The following is a 16,471-nucleotide window of genomic DNA, read 5'->3' as shown; positions in this document are numbered from 1 at the left end:
GAGTAGCGCCGACCGAGCGAAGCGAGGACGACGCGTATCGAGGTCAGCGCCCGTTGCGGGCCATCTCCTGAAGCCGCCGGATGCGTTCGGCGGTCGGCGGGTGGGTGGAGAACATCTTCGCCATGCGATCACCGGCGCGGAACGGGCTCTCGATCATCATGTGCGACTGCGCGGCGATGTCGGGCTGCGGCGGCAGCGGTGCGGCCTGGACGCCGCCGGAGATCTTCGCCAGGGCGGAGGCGAGTGCCAGGGGATCACCGGTCAGCTCGGCGCCCGACTGGTCGGCCTGGAATTCGCGTGACCGCGACACGGCCATCTTCACCAGCGTTGCCGAGATGGGTCCCAGGAATGCGATGAGGAGCATCGCGAGCGGATTGGGGCCGTTGCCGCGGCCGCCGAAGGCGCCCATGAACATCGCGAAGTTGGCCAGGCCGCTGATGACCGCGGCCATCGCGCCGGCGATGGAACTGATGAGGATGTCGCGGTTGTAGACGTGAGACAGCTCGTGACCCAGCACCGCACGCAGCTCCCGCTCGTCGAGCAGCTGCAGGATGCCCGTCGTGCAGCACACGGCGGCGTTCTTCGGGTTGCGGCCCGTCGCGAAGGCATTGGGGGACTCGGTGGGGGAGATGTAGAGGGCCGGCATCGGCTGGTGGGCGGCCGTGGCCAGTTCGCGCACGATCCGGTAGATGACGGGTGCCTGCAGTTCGGTGACGGGCTGGGCGTGCATCGCCTTCAGCGACATCTTGGCGCTGTTGAAGTACACGTAGGCGTTCATGCCCACGGCGACGATCACCGACCCCCAGAGGATCAGGGGACTCTGGAACAGCGCACCGATTCCGACGATGATCGCCGACATCACACCCAGCAGGGCTGCGGTCTTCAATCCGTTGAAATGCATCGGGGGTCCTCGTCTGTCGTGCGCCGAACCGGGGGATGAAGGCGCCTCGTTCAGTCAAACGACGCAATGTCCGTTTTGGTTTCCGACGGCCCGCGATGCGATCTTGCACACATCCATGGTCGTCGGGTGTCGTGCTCGATGGGGGTGAAGAGCTCTCATCCCCGCCCGGCTGGGATCGCGGGCGGGGATGAGAGTTGTGGAGGTCAGCGGTAGTTGACGAACTGCAGGGCGATTCCGAAGTCCTCGCCCTTGAGCAGGGAGATCACGGCCTGGAGGTCGTCGCGCTTCTTGCTCGAGACGCGCAGCTCGTCGCCCTGGATCTGCGCCTTGACGCCCTTCGGGCCCTCGTCGCGGATCTTCTTGGAGATCTTCTTCGCGTGCTCGGAGTCGATGCCCTGGACCAGCTTGCCGCTGATCTTGAAGGTCTTGCCGGACCCGACGACCTCACCGGCGTCAAATGCCTTCAGCGAGATGTCGCGGCGGATCAGCTTCTCCTTGAACACCTCGAGACCGGCCTGTGCGCGCTCCTCGGCGTCGGAGGTGATCACGATCGTCTCCTCGCCGGACCACTCGATACCGGTGTTTGTGCCGCGGAAGTCGTAGCGCTGCGACAGCTCCTTGGCAGCCTGGTTGAGGGCGTTGTCGACCTCCTGGCGGTCGACCTTGCTCACCACGTCGAACGATGAATCAGCCATGTCCGACAGGTTATGTCATCGCCTCAGGTGGACCGGGGGTGTGGCGGGGTTTCGACGTGGCTCAACCGACGAAGGGCGTGGCTCAACCGACGGAAGGGCGTGGCGCAACCGACGGAAGGACGCGGCTCAACCGATGGCGGTGCGACGGGGCCGGCCGGGAGCCGCCAAAACTGCCCCGCTGACCAGCCGGTTTGCATGCGGACGTATGGTTCGTTGTATTCTTCACCGCGTTGTTCGAACGACCGTCACGGCGGCCGTGGGAGCAGCACGGCAGGTTGCCCGAGCGGCCAAAGGGAGCGGATTGTAAATCCGTCGCGCAAGCTACATAGGTTCGAATCCTATACCTGCCACGAACGTGGTGAACGTTCATGAAAACTGCCTGACAGCGGGTCTCTGACCTGCGATTTGTCTAGCACGGACATGAGTGTGTAACCTCGTTAAGGCTCTCGAGCAGAAATGCCCGGGGCACGCCCCCTTAGCTCAGTCGGCAGAGCGTTTCCATGGTAAGGAAAAGGTCGACGGTTCGATTCCGTCAGGGGGCTCGCTGGACGACAAGTCCGCGGGGCGGTGTAGCTCAGCTGGTTAGAGCGCACGACTCATAATCGTGAGGTCGAGGGATCGAGTCCCTCCACCGCTACACATCGGGTCCGACCGGAACCGAGCGCAAGGGTCGCAAGCCCTGAGGGAACTGCCGAACCCGACCACGTACCACTCGAAAGAAGGCAATCAAGTGGCCTCCTCAACAGATGTTCGCCCCAAGATCACCTTGGCATGCGAGGTGTGCAAGCACCGTAACTACATCACCAAGAAGAACCGCCGCAACGATCCCGATCGCCTCGAGATCAAGAAGTTCTGCCCGAACTGCGGCAAGCATCAGGCGCACAAGGAATCGCGCTAGACGACGTCAGTCGGCGATTCCGGTACAAGAACCAGCACACGGGCTGCCTCTGAGAAGAGGCAGCTCGTTTTGCTTGTACCGGGCCAGGGGGTCGCCCGGCGCAGGATGTTCCGCACAACTCAATAAATCCAATCGAGACAACACGCGCAGCGCGGCGCGGGTGGGTCGTCGACTTTCGGCCCACGTAGTCCGGTCCGGGCCCCTCCCGGTCGGTCATGCGAAGGGAGCAGTAGTCAGATGTCAGACGCGAGTGGAACAGACCTCCGGGAGCGGATCGCCGAGTCGAAGAACGGCGGCGCCAAGCTCACCCCCGAGGAGATCGCCGCGCACACACAGTCGCTGGTCGGCTTCCACTACACCGTCGACGACTACTACGAGATCGGTCGCGAAGAGGTCCGCAAGCACGCGATGGCCGTGCAGGACGCGCACCCCACCCACTGGAGTGAGAAGGGCGCCCGCGAGTACGGCCACGAGACGCTGATCGCCGCACCCACCTACGTCTCCGTCCTCGGCATCATCGCCCAGCGCAAACTCTTCGAAGACGTGATCACCGGCTACGACATGTGGCAGATCATGCAGACCGACCAGCGTCTCGTCTACCACCAGCCGATGAAGGTCGGCGACCGCCTGATCTGCGACGTCTCCCTCGAGTCGTTCCGCCACGTCAGCAGCCCCGAGATGATCGACCTCATGGTCACCAAGAACGTCATCTGGAACCAGCACGACGAGCCGGTCATGACCACCTGGACCTCGCTGGCCGCACGCCCCGGTATGGACGTCGACCCCGAGCTCGAGGCCTCTCTCGATCACGTGATGATCAAGATCGACGCCATCGGCGATCCCGGGCACACCGTCGAGGCCAAGGCCGGTCGCTACGACCTGCCCGATCCGACCCAGAGTCCCGGTGCGTACGCCGCGGTGAACTTCGACACCCTGTCCGTAGGGCAGGAACTGTCGCCGAAGCGGTATTTCCTCACGCGCGGCAATCTGTCGAACTATGCCGGCGTCGCCGGCGACCCGAACCCGATCCACTTCTCCGACCACGTGATCAACGCGGCCGGGATGGACAACGTGGTCGCCCACGGCATGCAGACGATGGGCCTCGGCGCGAGCTTCGTGTCGGAGTTCATCGGCGACCCGGCCGCTTTCTGCGAGTACAGCGTCCGCTTCACCAGCCCCGTGTACGTCCCGGCCGACGACAGCGCCGCCGTCGACTTCACCGGCAAGGTCAAGTCGCTCGACCCGGAGACCCGCCGCGGCACCATCGCGATCACCGCGAAGCAGGGCGACCGCCGGATCTTCGGCCGCGCCACCGTGGTCGTCCAGTTCAACTGACGCACCGAACAGACAACGACGGCGACGACCATTGTGGTCGTCGCCGTCGTCGTTCCACCTGTTCCCTCATCGCAGGGGAGTGATCCCCTGCGCACCCCTCGGGAACGTGGCCAGGGTGACCTCGTCGATGTTGAGGTGCTGCGCCAGCAGCTTCGGCGGTACGTGGCTCAGCCACTGGGCCAGTGACACCTCCTCGTACTTGTCGGCGCGGAACACCTCGAGGAACTGCAGCACCTCGTCCCCGGTGTTCTCGACGTAGTGGCCGTAGTTGCGTCGGACGACCCCGACGTCGCCGGCCCGGAAGTCGGTGGTGTTGGCGTGCGGGCCGGTGTTGAACACCGTCATCCGGCCCTGGCCCCGCAGGTAGTACTGCCACTCGTCGGCATTCGGATGCCAGTGCAGTTCGCGCATGGACCCTGGTTCGATGCTCACCAGTGCGGCCGCGACCGTGTTCGACACCGGGAAGTTGGTGCTGTCGGCGATCTGGATGCTGCCGCCGCTGTTCTCGACGACCGGCTTGGTCCGCGACAACCGGAAGATGACCGGTTCGCTCGCGCCCCACTCGACTCCGGCGGCGTCCTGGTCGGCCGCGAGATCGCCGGGTTCGTCGCCGGGGAAGATCCACAGGTTGTGCAGCGGGATGTCGTCGAAGACTTCTTGCGCGACACCGAAGTTCTTGGCCAGCACCTCCGGTGGGGTGTGTGCGAACCAGTCGGTGAGCAGCAGCGTGTTGCTCTCCGACTGCTCGCCGTCGTCGAAGGCCAGGACGAACTCGCCGCCGTCGGGCCCGAGGCCCTGCAGTGAATGAGGCGTGCCGGCCGGGAAGTACCAGAGATCGCCTTCCTCGACGTCCTCGACGCTGGGCTTGCCGGACCTGCCGAGGGTCGTGACACGGACCTTGCCGCGGGTCATGACCGCCCACTCGGAGGTCTGGTGCCAGTGCAGTTCGCGGATGCCGCCCGGCTCGAGATACATGTTGACCCCGGCGATCTCGTCGGAGATCGCGAAGTCCTGCTGTGTGAGTTCGCGAGCCCAGCCGCCGGCCTGGATGCGTCGCGACGAGATGTTGAACGACGACCAGAAGAAGGGCTGCGTGCTGACATCCGTCGCGGGCGGGTCCATCTGGTCGGCGAACTGGCTGTCGATCGCCGGATTCCGGGGACCGCGCATCTCGGTGCTGCGCGGGTGGTCGACGGTGTTGATGCTGCCCTCCGGTGGCAGGTCCGGATTGCCGACGGTGGGGGTCTCGTGGCCGATGGTCGCGGTGGTGTTGTTCGGCGAGTTCATTGATCTGCTCCCGGGGTGGATACGGCGGGCTCAGCCGGCGATGAACTCGAGGATGTCGGAGTCGAGCTCGTGCTGGTAGTCGCCATAGATGCCATGCGGCGCACCGGGGTACACCTTCAGGGTGCCCTCGGCGACCAGCTTGATCGCCTTTTCTGCAGCGGCCGCGATCGGCACGATCTGATCGTCGTCGCCCTGGGCGATGAAGATCGGCACGTCCAGCGCCTTCAGGTCCTCGGTCTGATCGGTCTCGGAGAACGCCTTGACGCAGTCGTAGACGGCGGAGAGGTTGGCCATCATGCCCTGCCGCCAGAAGTCGTCCTTGGCGCCCTGGGACACGTTGGCGCCCTCGCGGTTCGCGCCGTAGAACGGCTCGGCGAGTTCCTTCCAGAACTGGGACCGGTCGGCCAGCACGTTGGCGCGGATCTCGTCGAAGGCCTCGACGGGAGTTCCCTCCGGGTTGTCCGGTGTCCGGAGCATCAGCGGCGGGATGGCGCCTGCGGTGATGACCTTGGCGACGCGACCCTTGCCGTACTTCGCCGCGTACCGCACCACCTCGCCACCACCGGTGGAGTGGCCGACCACCACGAGGTCGCGGAGATCGAGCGCCTCGACGAGTTCGGAGAGGTCCCGGGCGTAGGTGTCGATGTCGTGGCCGACAGCGGTCTTCGACGACCGGCCGTGTCCGCGACGGTCGTGGGCGATCGCCCGGTACCCCGCGTCGCTGAGCAGCTTGAGCTCGACCTGCCAGGCGTCGGACGACAGCGGCCAGCCATGGCTGAGCAGCACGGGCTGCCCGCTGCCCTGCTCCGTGTAGTAGATCTCGGTTCCGTCGGCGGTGGTGATGTACGGCATCGGATTCCTCCTGGGTGAGTGCTTGTTTCGGTGATCTCAAGACTCGTCCGATGCGACGCCGATGTCGTCGATGCTGGCGGCCAACCCGGCCGGAGGCTGGCGGGAGGCCCCTCTACCGGCTAGCCGGTAGTCGAGGTCTCGGTGAGCGGGATGCGCGCCCGCACCGTGGTGCCCTCACCCGGCGGGCTGTCGATGACGAGTTCGCCCTCGACCGCCTCCACCCGGTCGCGGAGACCGAGGAGCCCGGAACCCTGGTCGGGTAGGGCGCCGCCGATGCCGTCGTCGGTCACCGACAGAGTCAGGGTGTCCTCGTCGACGTGTGCCGAGATGACCACCTCGGATGCCTCGGCATACTTCGCGGTGTTCGTGAGTGATTCGGCCACAACGTAATACGCGGTCACCTCGACCGTCTTCGGCATCCGTCCGAGGTCGGTTGCCTGCAGTGCCACCGGCACCGACGACCTTCTGGCCAAGGTTTTCAACGCCGGCCCGAGTCCGCCGCGGGAGAGGATCGCGGGATGGATTCCCCGGGACAGCTCCTGGAGGTCCCGATGGATGTGTGCGAGGGAGTCGACGACGGTGTCGAGCCGATCCCGTACGTCGGTCTGGTCGTCGGGAACCGCGGCCTGTAGGGCGCGGATGTCGAGCCCGAGGGACACGATGCGCTGCTGTGCACCGTCGTGGAGGTCGCGCTCGATGGTGCGTCGGGCCTGATCGGCGGCGGCGATGACGCGGGCGCGCGAACGGGTCAGCGCCGCCCGCGCCTCGCTGTTGTAGATCGCCGTCGCCACCAGATCGGCGAAATCGCCGAGCCGCAAACGCAACTCCGACGGCACGGATCGGTGGGCGGTGCCGATGATGACTGCGCCCCACGGACGTTCGTCGACGGTGATCGGCGCGCCCACCCCGGTACGGAGACCGCGGGGTTCGAGACGGTCGGCGATGGGGCCGTCGGCTGACGAGTAGTCGAGGACCGACATCTCGCCGGTATCGGCGACGAGGGTGGAGACGTTGGTGCCGCCGAGGGGCAGTCGTTCTCCGACGGCAAGGGTCAGATCTGACGAATCATCGCGCGTGGCAAGGACTTCGCACTGTGTGTCATCGACGAATCGAATGACCGTGACGTGTTCGACGCCCAGCTCGTCGGCGAGCTCGGCGGCGACGATCCCGCAGACCTCACCGGGTTCGGCGCGTGAGGCGACCGCGGTGGCGACCCGCCGCAGGGCCACCTGCTGGCGGGCGAGCGTGATTGTCCGGTCGTTGAGTGCCTGGCGGTCGAGAGCGGCGGCGAGGAGTGCTTCGAGGCTGGGCACCATGCGCGTGACGCGACGCCGGTCGGCGGGGTCGAGGTCGGCCGGCACCAGCAGGGCACCGACCGAGCGTCCGCGGTCGAGCAGAGCGATGCGCTGCTGCCCCGGACCCGGTGTGGTGTCGGGGTCGTCGAGAACAGCTCCCGGTGCCGGCAGGTCGAGCACCTGGGTCAGGCGAGCACTCGCCGCGGTCAACGCCTCCGGCAGATCCACGGCGCGCAGCACGGTCCGGGCGAGATCGGCGGACAGATTCGCCTCGCGGCGACGCTGATCGGACTCGAGCGCGTGCAGGCGCGCCTGCCCGACGAGGGCGTTGGCGAGCAGCGCGAGGACCAGGAAGACGACGACCGCGGGGGCGGCACTGTCGGTGCTCTGGCTGGCGTGGAACCACGCATAGGCCGCGGCACTGGCCACCGAGGTGCCCACCGCGAGGGGAAAGCCCCAACGGGCGGACACCACCAGCACGCCGAACAGGAAGACGGCGCCGAAGGCGTTCTGCGGGAGGATCTCTCTGAGGACCTGCACCACGACGACCTCGACGGCGATCAGCACGAGCGCGGTCGCCACGCCCCACTGCCAGGGCGGCGACGTCGGCCGGAGCACCACCGCGACGACCCGGTCCCTCAGCGGACCGCGGTCGTTCTTCCAGCTAGCGGGAATGCCTCGCCCTGCTGCTTCTGACACGCTAGTCAGTATGGAACCCACCCGCCTGCGCTGCCTGATAGTCGACGACAGTGCCGACTTCCGGGCCTCGCTGCGCGGAACGCTCGAAGCCGGCGGGATCACGGTGGTCGGGTCGGCCTCGACGCTCGACGACGCGGTCCGCGAATCGCGATCGACGCGACCCGACGTCGCGCTCGTCGACATCGATCTGGGGGAGGAGAACGGCTTCGCCGTCGTCGAGGCCCTCCACGATTCGGGTCTCGATCCGGCGCCCGCGGTGGTGCTGGTGTCGACCCACGACGAGGAGGAGTTCGCCGACCTCATCGACCTCAGCGCTGCTGTCGGCTTCGTGCCGAAGTTCGGTTTGTCCGCGGACCGGGTGCGCAAGGTGTTGGCCGCAACTGCTCCCTGAACGGTCAGTCAGGTCGTGGCGTCGAGGAACAGGATCACCGCGCGGACCCGGCGGTGATCGTCGGCGGTCTCGGCGAGGTCGAGTTTGGTCAGGATCGATCGGACGTGTTTCTCAACCGTGCCCTCGGTGATCCACAGCCGGCGCCCGATGCCCGCGTTGGAAAGCCCCTCGGCCATCAGCGTCAACACCTCGCGTTCGCGTGCGCTGAGCTGTTCGAGCGGGTCGTTTCGGCGCCGTGCGGCAACGAGCTCCTGGACCAGCGCGGGGTCCATCACCGACGCGCCGGCGGCGATGCGCTGCACGGTCTCGACGAACTCCGCGACGTCGGTGACGCGGCTTTTCAGCAGGTAGCCGACGCCGCGGCCGCCGTCGAGCAGTTCGAGTGCGTGGTCGACGTCGACGTGCGCGGAGAGCAGCAGGATCGCGACGTCGGGGTAGTCGCGTCGGATGCGCAGGGCGGCGTCGAGGCCTTCGGCGGTGTGGGTCGGGGGCATGCGGATGTCGACGACCGCGATGTCTGGGCGGTGCTCGGCCACGAGGGCGAGCAGCCCGTCGGCGTCGCCCGCCTGCCCGACCACGTCGATGCCTGCGGACGTGAGCAGACTCGCGAGCCCTTCCCGGAGCAGGACGTCGTCGTCGGCGAGCGTCAGGCGCAGGGGCATGTCGGCACCATGCTTCCGTCTGTGATGTCGGACGTGAGCCACTCGTGTCGTGCCGATCCGGACACGACAAGGGAACTCTACCGTGACGTCCGCGCTGTTTTCGCAGGTCGGAGCATGAAGTCGTCCGCTCGGTCGGTGAGTGCCGACCGCGAGGAACGCCATCGCGGGCTGTCGTCGGATGCGCAGCGTGTACGGTCGTCGAGGGAGCACGTGGAGCGCGTTTTGGGTCCACAGCCCCGGTGATCTACACTGAAGTGTCTGATTGATTCAGACTTGCGCGCTACCCATAGGGTGGCGCGTTGGTTTTGTCGGCGATGAAACGCTGGCACCGGTCGTGAGGCCGGGATTCGATGAGATGGCAGCGGAACCACTCCGGTGGGGACGTCGCAAAGGGGCGTAGCTCAATTGGCAGAGCAGCGGTCTCCAAAACCGCAGGTTGCAGGTTCAAGTCCTGTCGCCCCTGCCCTGGTGAAGGGCACACGTTGACGAGAGGACCGCGAAGTTGAGCAAGCGAGACCGGGCTGCCCGCGCCAAAGAAGCCGCTGAGGGTTCTGCGGCCGATTCGGCTGCGGCTGAGCTCGACGGTCGCGACGAGGCCACCGGCGGTTCGGACGACGAGACGTCGACCGGCGCCGCCAAGGAGCTGCGTCCGTCCGGCAAGCGCTCGGCTCGTGGTCGTCGCTCGTCAACCGGTGCATCCGGAACCGACGGAGACACCGACTCCGCCACGGGGTCGGCAGTAGCCGTCAAGGAACGCAAGAAGAAGAAAAAGGCCTCTGCTGAGGAGAGTCGGAATCCGTTCGTTCGGATCTGGCTGTTCCTCACGCAGGTCGTCGCCGAGCTGAAGAAGGTCATCTGGCCGACGCGGCGCGAGATGATCACGTACACGATCGTCGTGCTCGTGTTCGTCATCGTGATGACCGCGTTCATCTCCGGCCTCGACCTGGCCTTTGCCAAGGGCGTCCTCTGGTTGTTCGGCTGACCCACGCGGTGGGTGGCCGGGCGAGCGGGAGCCGACCGGAGATGAACCATAAGGAGCGTGGGCTGCAGTGAGCACCCCGGAGAACGAACTCGCATCGACCGACGCCGTCGACGTGGCTGATGCCGACGTCGACGCGGCCGTGACCGACGAGGTCGACGAGGCTGCAGTCGACGAGGCCGGTGACACCGACGTCGAGGCGGCCGCCGAGGGCGACGAAGCTCCCGCGACCGACGTCGACTCCGAGGACGCCGACGAGACCCCTGCCGAAGAGGCCCCTGAAGAAGAGGTCGACCCGGTCGAGGAGCTGCGCAAGCAGCTGCGTCGCGCCCCCGGTGACTGGTACGTGATCCACAGCTACGCCGGTTACGAGAACAAGGTGAAGGCCAACCTCGAGACCCGCGTGCAGAACCTCGATGTCGGCGACTACATCTTCCAGGTCGAGGTTCCGACCGAAGAGGTCACCGAGATCAAGAACGGCCAGCCCAAGAAGGTGAACCGCAAGGTCCTGCCGGGCTACATCCTGGTTCGCATGGAGCTCAACGACGAGTCGTGGGGCGCCGTGCGCAACACCCCGGGTGTCACCGGGTTCGTCGGGATGACCAGCAAGCCGTCGCCGCTGTCGCTCAACGAGGTGCTGCAGTTCCTGATGCCGCGCGCCGAGGCGAAGAAGACCCCCGCCAAGGGTGGTTCGGGCGCCGAGGGTGTCGAGGCCGCAGCTGCCGCCGCGTCGAACGTCATCGAGGTCGACTTCGAGGTCGGCGAATCGGTCACCGTCATGGACGGCCCGTTCGCGACGCTGCCCGCGTCGATCAGCGAGGTCAACGCCGAGCAGCGCAAGGTCAAGGTGCTCGTGTCGATCTTCGGTCGCGAGACCCCGGTCGAGCTCGGGTTCAACCAGGTCGAGAAGATCTGACGGCGGCCGCTCGAGTAGCGGTTGCAGATCAGATAAACACAGACTTTCACGTCTCCAGCGGGCGTGAATTCGCAAGGAAACAAGCAAGGACAAAAAGATGCCTCCCAAGAAGAAGAAGCTCGCCGGGATCATCAAGCTCCAGATCCAGGCAGGCGCGGCCAACCCGGCCCCGCCCGTGGGTCCGGCGCTCGGTCAGCACGGCGTGAACATCATGGAGTTCTGCAAGGCGTACAACGCCGCGACGGAGTCGCAGCGCGGCAACGTCATCCCGGTGGAGATCTTCGTGTACGAAGATCGTTCCTTCGACTTCAAGTTGAAGACCCCGCCGGCAGCGAAGCTCCTGCTCAAGGCCGCAGGCCTGCAGAAGGGCTCCGGCGAGCCCCACACCAAGAAGGTCGGCAAGGTGAGCATGGACCAGGTCCGTGAGATCGCCAAGACCAAGGCCGAAGACCTGAACGCCAACGACATCGACCAGGCCGCGAAGATCATCGCCGGTACTGCTCGGTCAATGGGCATCACGGTCGAGGGCTAGACCCCAGAACAGGGTCAGACCTACACAGTCATCTCGTGGGAGGGCCGGCTCGGCCCGCACCACACACCCCGCCGACTCAGTGCGGAGAAGGAACAGAGCAATGAGCAAGAAGAGCAAGGCCTACGCGGCCGCGGCCGAGAAGGTCGACAAGTCCAAGCTGTACAGCCCGCTGGAGGCTGTGGAGCTGGCGAAGGAAACCTCGTCGAAGAACACCGACGCGACCGTCGAGGTTGCGATCCGGCTGGGCGTCGACCCCCGTAAGGCAGACCAGATGGTTCGAGGCACCGTCAACCTGCCGCACGGCACGGGTAAGACCGCCCGCGTGATCGTGTTCGCCGCCGGCGACAAGGCCGCCGAGGCCAGCGCCGCCGGTGCCGACGAGGTCGGCGCCGAGGACCTGATCGAGCGTATCCAGGGCGGTTGGCTGGACTTCGACGCCGCGATCGCCACCCCGGATCAGATGGCCAAGGTCGGCCGCATCGCGCGTGTCCTCGGACCGCGTGGCCTGATGCCGAACCCGAAGACGGGCACCGTGACCACCGATGTCACCAAGGCCGTCAACGACATCAAGGGCGGCAAGATCAACTTCCGCGTCGACAAGGCAGCCAACCTGCACTTCGTCATCGGCAAGGCTTCGTTCGACCCGGCCAAGCTGGCCGAGAACTACGGTGCCGCGTACGACGAGATCATGCGTGCGAAGCCGTCGGCAGCCAAGGGCCGCTACATCAAGAAGGTCACCGTCTCGACCACCACGGGCCCGGGCATCCCGGTCGACCCGGCGGTCAGCCGCAACTTCGCCGAAGCTCCCCAGGCCTGATCCTGGCGCTCGCGCGTAACTAGAGACACCCACGAGGGGCCTGGCAGTCGATGCCGGGCCCCTCGTTCTCTGTCTACTCAGTTCTTCCATCGGAGGTCAGTGGCTCGTGGTGAGAATCCGTCTCGGAACCCGTCGTCGTGGTGCAGCGGTCGCTGCCGCGGTGCTGTCGATGCTGATGGTGGTCGCCGGCTGTGGCCCGGCCGGGAACGAGAGCAAGGCTTCCGGCACCCCCTCGACAATCGTGTCGCTCAGCCCCACGACCACCGAGATGCTCTTCGCCGTCGGCGCGGGTGACCAGGTGGTCGCCGTCGACGATCAGTCCGACTTCCCGGCCGAGGCGCCGCGGACCACACTGTCGGGTTACACCCCGAACCTCGAGGCCATCCTCGCCTACGACCCCGACCTCGTCGTCCTCACCGACGACAACAACGACATCATCGCCGGTCTCGACCGCGTGGGCGTCGAGGTGCTGCAGATCCCGGCCGCGAAGAACCTCGACGAGACCTATGCGCAGATCCAGCAGGTCGGCAGTGCCACCGGCCATGCTCGGGAAGCCGACGAACTCGTCACCTCGATGCGCGCCGAGATTGAGCAGATCGTCCGCACCGTCCCGCTGCGCGAGGTGCCGCTGACCTACTTCCACGAGCTCGACGACACGTACTACACGGTCACCGACGACACCTACCTCGGCCAGATCTACGGCCTGCTCGGTCTGCGGTCGATCGCGACGGGCCAGAACGGTTATCCGCAGCTGTCGCCCGAGTACATCCTCGAGCGCGACCCCGAAGTGATCTTCCTCGCCGATTCCCAGTGCTGTGGGGTCACACCGGAGAAGGTCGCCGCGCGTGCCGGCTGGGGTGACCTGCGTGCCGTGGCGAACCGGCAGATCCACGTCCTCGACGAGGACATCGCCAGCCGCTGGGGTCCGCGCGTCGTCGACCTGGTCCGCGACGTCGCGCAGATCGTCTCCGGCGTCGACGGACAGCCCACGAACTGAGATGTCGAGCCGTCACGTCGGGGCCATCTGCGGGGCCGTCGCAGCACTGCTGGGCGCATGCTTGCTCGCAGTTCTCGTCGGCCCGGCCGGGCTGACCCCGAAGGGCGTACTTCTCGACCTCCTCGACCGAATCCCGTTCGTCGACATCGAGTCCGGGCTCACCCCGCGCCAGCAGACGATCCTCTGGGAGGTGCGGATGCCGCGGGTGGCGCTGGGAGCGCTGGTCGGTGCGATGCTCGCCGTCGCGGGTGCCGCCTACCAGGGCGTCTTCCGCAACCCGCTCGCCGACCCGTACCTCCTCGGTGTCTCCAGCGGTGCGGGACTCGGCGCGACCGTCGCGATCGTCCTGGGCGGCGCGGCGGGCACGGTCGGCCTGCCGCCCGCGGCGTTCCTCGGTGGCATCCTGGCCGTGGCCGCGACCTACGCGCTGGGCCGGACCGTCGGCGGTGGCCGCACCGAGGTGGTGATCATCCTCGCCGGGGTCGCGGTCGCCGCGTTCGCCAACGCCATCCAGACCTTCCTCATGCAGCAGCACGACGAAACCCTGCGCCAGGTGTACAACTGGATGCTCGGCCGCCTGGCCACCGACGGCTGGTCCGAGGTCGTCACCGTGCTGCCGTACGTGCTCGCCTGCGTGGCCGTCATCGTGCTGTTCGGGCGCACACTCGACGTCATGGCGGTCGGCGACATCGAGGCGTCGAGTCTGGGGATTCGACCCGAGCGGGTCCGCCTGCTGCTGGTCTGCGTCGCGACGCTCGGCACTGCGGCCGTGGTCTCGGTGAGCGGTCTGATCGGCTTTGTCGGCATCGTGATCCCGCACGCGGTGCGGCTCCTCGTCGGCCCGGGGCATCGGTTGCTGCTGCCGTTGTCGTTGCTGGTGGGCGCGGCCTTCCTGGTGCTCGCGGACGTGGTGGCACGGACCGCGATGTCGCCTTCGGAGTTGCCGATCGGCGTGGTCACCGCGGCCATCGGTGCACCCTTCTTCCTCGTCGTCCTCCGACGCAGCGGACGGAGCGTCGCATGACCGCCTCGATCATCTGTCGCGGTGTCTGCGCGTCCCGTGGGGGAGTGGAGGTCCTCCACGACGTCGACCTCGAGATCGGGTCCGGCACCTGGGTTTCGCTCGTCGGGCCGAACGGTTCGGGGAAGACGACGCTCCTGCATGCCCTCGCCGGGCTGGTGGCCTCGACGGGGCAAGTCGATGTCGCGGGCGTCGACCCGGGGCGTGCGCGCCGTCGCGAGATCGCCCGCGCCGTGGCGCTGATGCCGCAGCGGCCGATCGTCCCGGAGGGCACGTCGGTACGCGAGCTCATCGGCCTCGGCCGCACCCCGCACATCACCCGGTTCGGCAGCGAGACCCGCTCGGACCGTGAGGTCGTCGACGATGTCATCGAGCGGCTCGACCTCGAGGAGTTCGCCAACCGTTTCGCGTCGGCTCTGTCGGGTGGTGAGCTGCAGCGGGTGGTGCTCGCCCGTGCGCTGGCCCAACAGCCGCGCGTGTTGCTCCTCGACGAGCCGACCAGCGCCCTCGACATCGGCCATCAGCAGCAGGTGCTCGACCTCGTCGACTCCATGCGTCGGGCCAGCGAACTGACCGTGATCGCTGCGATGCACGACCTGACGTCGGCGGCACAGTACGGACAACGTCTCGTACTGCTCGACCGGGGACGCATCGTCGCCGACGGGCCGCCCGCCGAAGTGCTCACCGCCGAACGACTCCGGGACGTCTACGCCGCGAAGGTCGAGGTGCTCGACCGCCGTGACGGCCCGGCGGTGCTGCCGGTGCGAGATCCGGGGCCCGACGAACGATGAAGGTCACGCTGCTCGGCACCGGAGCCGCCGACGGTTGGCCGAATGCGTTCTGCCGCTGCACTTCATGTGCCGATGCGCGGCGCCTGCGCGACTTCCGTGCCCAGACGGCGGCGCTCGTCGACGGCGCGCTGATGCTCGACTTCGGTTCCGACGCGCCCGGTGCTGCTGTCCGCCAGGGTGTTTCGCTCGCCGACGTGCGGCAGGTGTTGATCACCCATGCGCACGCCGATCATCTTGCACCGCAGACGTTGTTGTTCCGGTCGTGGGTCGAGGGTGCCGGTGACCTGGAATTGATCGGTCCGGCCGACGCACTCGACCAGTGTCGTCCGTGGGTCGGGCCCGACGCCGCGGTGCGATTCACGCCGGTCGTCGCGGGTGATCGGGTTTCCGCCGGCGATTTCGACGTGCGTGTACTCCCTGCCCGGCACAAGGTCTTTCGCGATGGTGACGCGGTGCTCTATGACGTCACCGGCCCCGGCGGTACAAGACTTCTGTGGGCAACGGATACCGGTGTGTGGCCGTCTGATTGGTACGCGGCGGTCGCGGGCGTCAGGTTCGACGCGGTCTTCCTCGAAGAGACCTTCGGTGATCGCGAGGATCTCTCCGATGGCCATCTGGGGCTGGCCGGTTTCGGGACGATGGTCGAGGGGCTGCGCGAGGTCGGCGCAATAGTCGACGCCACCGATGTCGTCGCCGTGCATCTGGGACACCACAATCCGTCGGTGGCGGTGCTACGCGAGCGGCTCCGGCATCTGGGTGCGCGGCCGGGACGAGACGGGGAGGTACTCGACCTGGGCAAACCCGTGCAGCGTCGGACCTTCATCACCGGCGGCGCGAGGTCGGGGAAGTCGCGATACGCCGAAAGGATGCTGGGCGGCGTCGATGACGTCGTCTACGTTGCCGCGGGAGGTCCGCGGACCGGCGATCCCGACTGGGACCGGCGCGTCGAACTCCATCGCGAGCGCCGGCCCGCGTCGTGGACGACGGTCGAGGACGCCGATGTCGCGGGCGTCCTGAGGTCAGCACGTCGCCCGGTCCTCGTCGACTGTCTCGGCACCTGGCTGGCCGCTCGGATCGATCGCCACGATGCCTGGGACAGTGGCGGACTCGACGCCGTGCGGTCGGATGTCGACGACCTGCTCGACGCCTGGCGGACCTGCTCTGTGCCGGTCATCGCGGTCAGCAACGAGGTCGGCAGCGGTGTCGTCCCGGCAACCGCATCGGGCCGGTTGTTCCGCGACGAACTCGGCCGGCTCAATGCCGGGATAGCAGAACTCTCGGATCAGGTCGTGCTCATGGTCGCCGGGCTGGCGATCACCATCCGCTGAACCGGAGTTCCGCACAATCGCCACTTCCGGGGAGATGCTGGCTGGAACACGCACCTTGAGGCGAAATCACACTCT

The 16,471-nt window shown here is 67.0% G+C and carries 17 protein-coding genes and 4 tRNA genes; 15 read left to right on the top strand and 6 right to left on the bottom strand.

What is annotated here, in order from left to right; genetic code table 11:
* Positions 1–43: 43 nt before the first annotated feature.
* Both htpX and OK17_RS04835 read right to left on the bottom strand, forming a co-directional pair.
* Positions 44–901, bottom strand: a complete 858-nt coding sequence (htpX, locus tag OK17_RS04840) for a zinc metalloprotease HtpX (RefSeq protein WP_232715771.1) — start codon at positions 899–901, stop codon at positions 44–46.
* Between the two features lie 203 nt (positions 902–1,104).
* A complete protein-coding gene (locus OK17_RS04835) occupies positions 1,105–1,596 on the bottom strand; it encodes a YajQ family cyclic di-GMP-binding protein (RefSeq protein ID WP_005199629.1) in 492 nt (163 codons plus the stop codon).
* A gap of 269 nt (positions 1,597–1,865) precedes the next feature.
* On the opposite strand from OK17_RS04835, the gene OK17_RS04830 reads away from it, so the two are divergent.
* The 5 genes from OK17_RS04830 to OK17_RS04810 all read left to right on the top strand — a co-directional run bounded on the left by OK17_RS04830 (position 1,866) and on the right by OK17_RS04810 (position 3,829).
* Positions 1,866–1,946, top strand: a tRNA-Tyr gene (locus OK17_RS04830).
* A gap of 119 nt (positions 1,947–2,065) precedes the next feature.
* Positions 2,066–2,138 (top strand) — tRNA-Thr (locus OK17_RS04825).
* A gap of 21 nt (positions 2,139–2,159) precedes the next feature.
* Positions 2,160–2,233: transfer RNA gene (locus OK17_RS04820), tRNA-Met, on the top strand.
* 93 nt (positions 2,234–2,326) lie between these two features.
* A complete protein-coding gene (gene rpmG / locus OK17_RS04815; RefSeq protein WP_003929651.1) occupies positions 2,327–2,494 on the top strand; it encodes a 50S ribosomal protein L33 in 168 nt (55 codons plus the stop codon).
* A gap of 237 nt (positions 2,495–2,731) precedes the next feature.
* A complete protein-coding gene (locus tag OK17_RS04810; protein WP_232715772.1) occupies positions 2,732–3,829 on the top strand; it encodes a fused (3R)-hydroxyacyl-ACP dehydratase subunits HadA/HadB in 1,098 nt (365 codons plus the stop codon).
* 66 nt (positions 3,830–3,895) lie between these two features.
* Here OK17_RS04810 and OK17_RS04805 read toward each other — a convergent pair whose 3' ends face one another.
* The 3 genes from OK17_RS04805 to OK17_RS04795 form a co-directional block, all read right to left on the bottom strand.
* On the bottom strand, positions 3,896–5,116 hold the full coding sequence (locus tag OK17_RS04805) for a cupin domain-containing protein (protein ID WP_232715773.1): 1,221 nt from the start codon (positions 5,114–5,116) through the stop codon (positions 3,896–3,898).
* A gap of 30 nt (positions 5,117–5,146) precedes the next feature.
* Positions 5,147–5,968 (bottom strand): alpha/beta fold hydrolase, encoded by an 822-nt coding sequence (locus OK17_RS04800; RefSeq protein ID WP_461416822.1) that lies wholly within the window; start codon positions 5,966–5,968, stop codon positions 5,147–5,149.
* Between the two features lie 119 nt (positions 5,969–6,087).
* Positions 6,088–7,743 carry a sensor histidine kinase gene (locus OK17_RS04795; RefSeq protein ID WP_461416826.1) on the bottom strand — a complete coding sequence of 552 codons (1,656 nt, stop codon included), beginning with the start codon at positions 7,741–7,743 and terminating at the stop codon, positions 6,088–6,090.
* 229 nt (positions 7,744–7,972) lie between these two features.
* On the opposite strand from OK17_RS04795, the gene OK17_RS04790 reads away from it, so the two are divergent.
* Positions 7,973–8,353: a response regulator transcription factor gene (locus tag OK17_RS04790; RefSeq protein WP_232715775.1), complete on the top strand. Its 381-nt coding sequence runs from the start codon at positions 7,973–7,975 to the stop codon at positions 8,351–8,353.
* A gap of 8 nt (positions 8,354–8,361) precedes the next feature.
* Here OK17_RS04790 and OK17_RS04785 read toward each other — a convergent pair whose 3' ends face one another.
* Complete coding sequence (locus OK17_RS04785) at positions 8,362–9,015, bottom strand: response regulator (RefSeq protein ID WP_232715776.1); 654 nt, start codon at positions 9,013–9,015, stop codon at positions 8,362–8,364.
* A 390-nt stretch (positions 9,016–9,405) separates the two neighbouring features.
* Between OK17_RS04785 and OK17_RS04780 the strand changes: the two genes are divergently transcribed.
* The 9 genes from OK17_RS04780 to OK17_RS04740 all read left to right on the top strand — a co-directional run bounded on the left by OK17_RS04780 (position 9,406) and on the right by OK17_RS04740 (position 16,396).
* Positions 9,406–9,478: transfer RNA gene (locus OK17_RS04780), tRNA-Trp, on the top strand.
* A 39-nt stretch (positions 9,479–9,517) separates the two neighbouring features.
* On the top strand, positions 9,518–9,997 hold the full coding sequence (secE, locus tag OK17_RS04775; RefSeq protein WP_232715777.1) for a preprotein translocase subunit SecE: 480 nt from the start codon (positions 9,518–9,520) through the stop codon (positions 9,995–9,997).
* A 67-nt stretch (positions 9,998–10,064) separates the two neighbouring features.
* On the top strand, positions 10,065–10,910 hold the full coding sequence (nusG, locus tag OK17_RS04770; RefSeq protein ID WP_232715778.1) for a transcription termination/antitermination protein NusG: 846 nt from the start codon (positions 10,065–10,067) through the stop codon (positions 10,908–10,910).
* 97 nt (positions 10,911–11,007) lie between these two features.
* Entirely contained in the window at positions 11,008–11,442 is a 435-nt protein-coding gene (rplK, locus tag OK17_RS04765) for a 50S ribosomal protein L11 (RefSeq protein ID WP_005199637.1), read from the top strand.
* Positions 11,443–11,542: 100 nt separating this feature from the next.
* The gene (gene rplA / locus OK17_RS04760; protein ID WP_232715779.1) at positions 11,543–12,259 is read left to right on the top strand and encodes a 50S ribosomal protein L1; all 717 of its coding nucleotides are present in this window, start codon (positions 11,543–11,545) and stop codon (positions 12,257–12,259) included.
* 106 nt (positions 12,260–12,365) lie between these two features.
* Positions 12,366–13,256: an ABC transporter substrate-binding protein gene (locus OK17_RS04755; RefSeq protein ID WP_461416821.1), complete on the top strand. Its 891-nt coding sequence runs from the start codon at positions 12,366–12,368 to the stop codon at positions 13,254–13,256.
* Position 13,257: 1 nt separating this feature from the next.
* Positions 13,258–14,280, top strand: coding sequence for a FecCD family ABC transporter permease (locus OK17_RS04750; protein WP_461416820.1), 1,023 nt, complete (start codon positions 13,258–13,260; stop codon positions 14,278–14,280).
* Positions 14,277–15,068, top strand: coding sequence for an ABC transporter ATP-binding protein (locus OK17_RS04745; protein ID WP_461416819.1), 792 nt, complete (start codon positions 14,277–14,279; stop codon positions 15,066–15,068). The genes OK17_RS04750 and OK17_RS04745 overlap by 4 nt, the downstream gene beginning before the upstream one ends.
* Complete coding sequence (locus OK17_RS04740; protein WP_461416818.1) at positions 15,065–16,396, top strand: bifunctional adenosylcobinamide kinase/adenosylcobinamide-phosphate guanylyltransferase; 1,332 nt, start codon at positions 15,065–15,067, stop codon at positions 16,394–16,396. The genes OK17_RS04745 and OK17_RS04740 overlap by 4 nt, the downstream gene beginning before the upstream one ends.
* Positions 16,397–16,471: the final 75 nt, after the last annotated feature.

Source organism: Gordonia sp. GN26, assembly GCF_054823965.1.
This window is presented reverse-complemented; position numbering and strand designations above follow the sequence as displayed.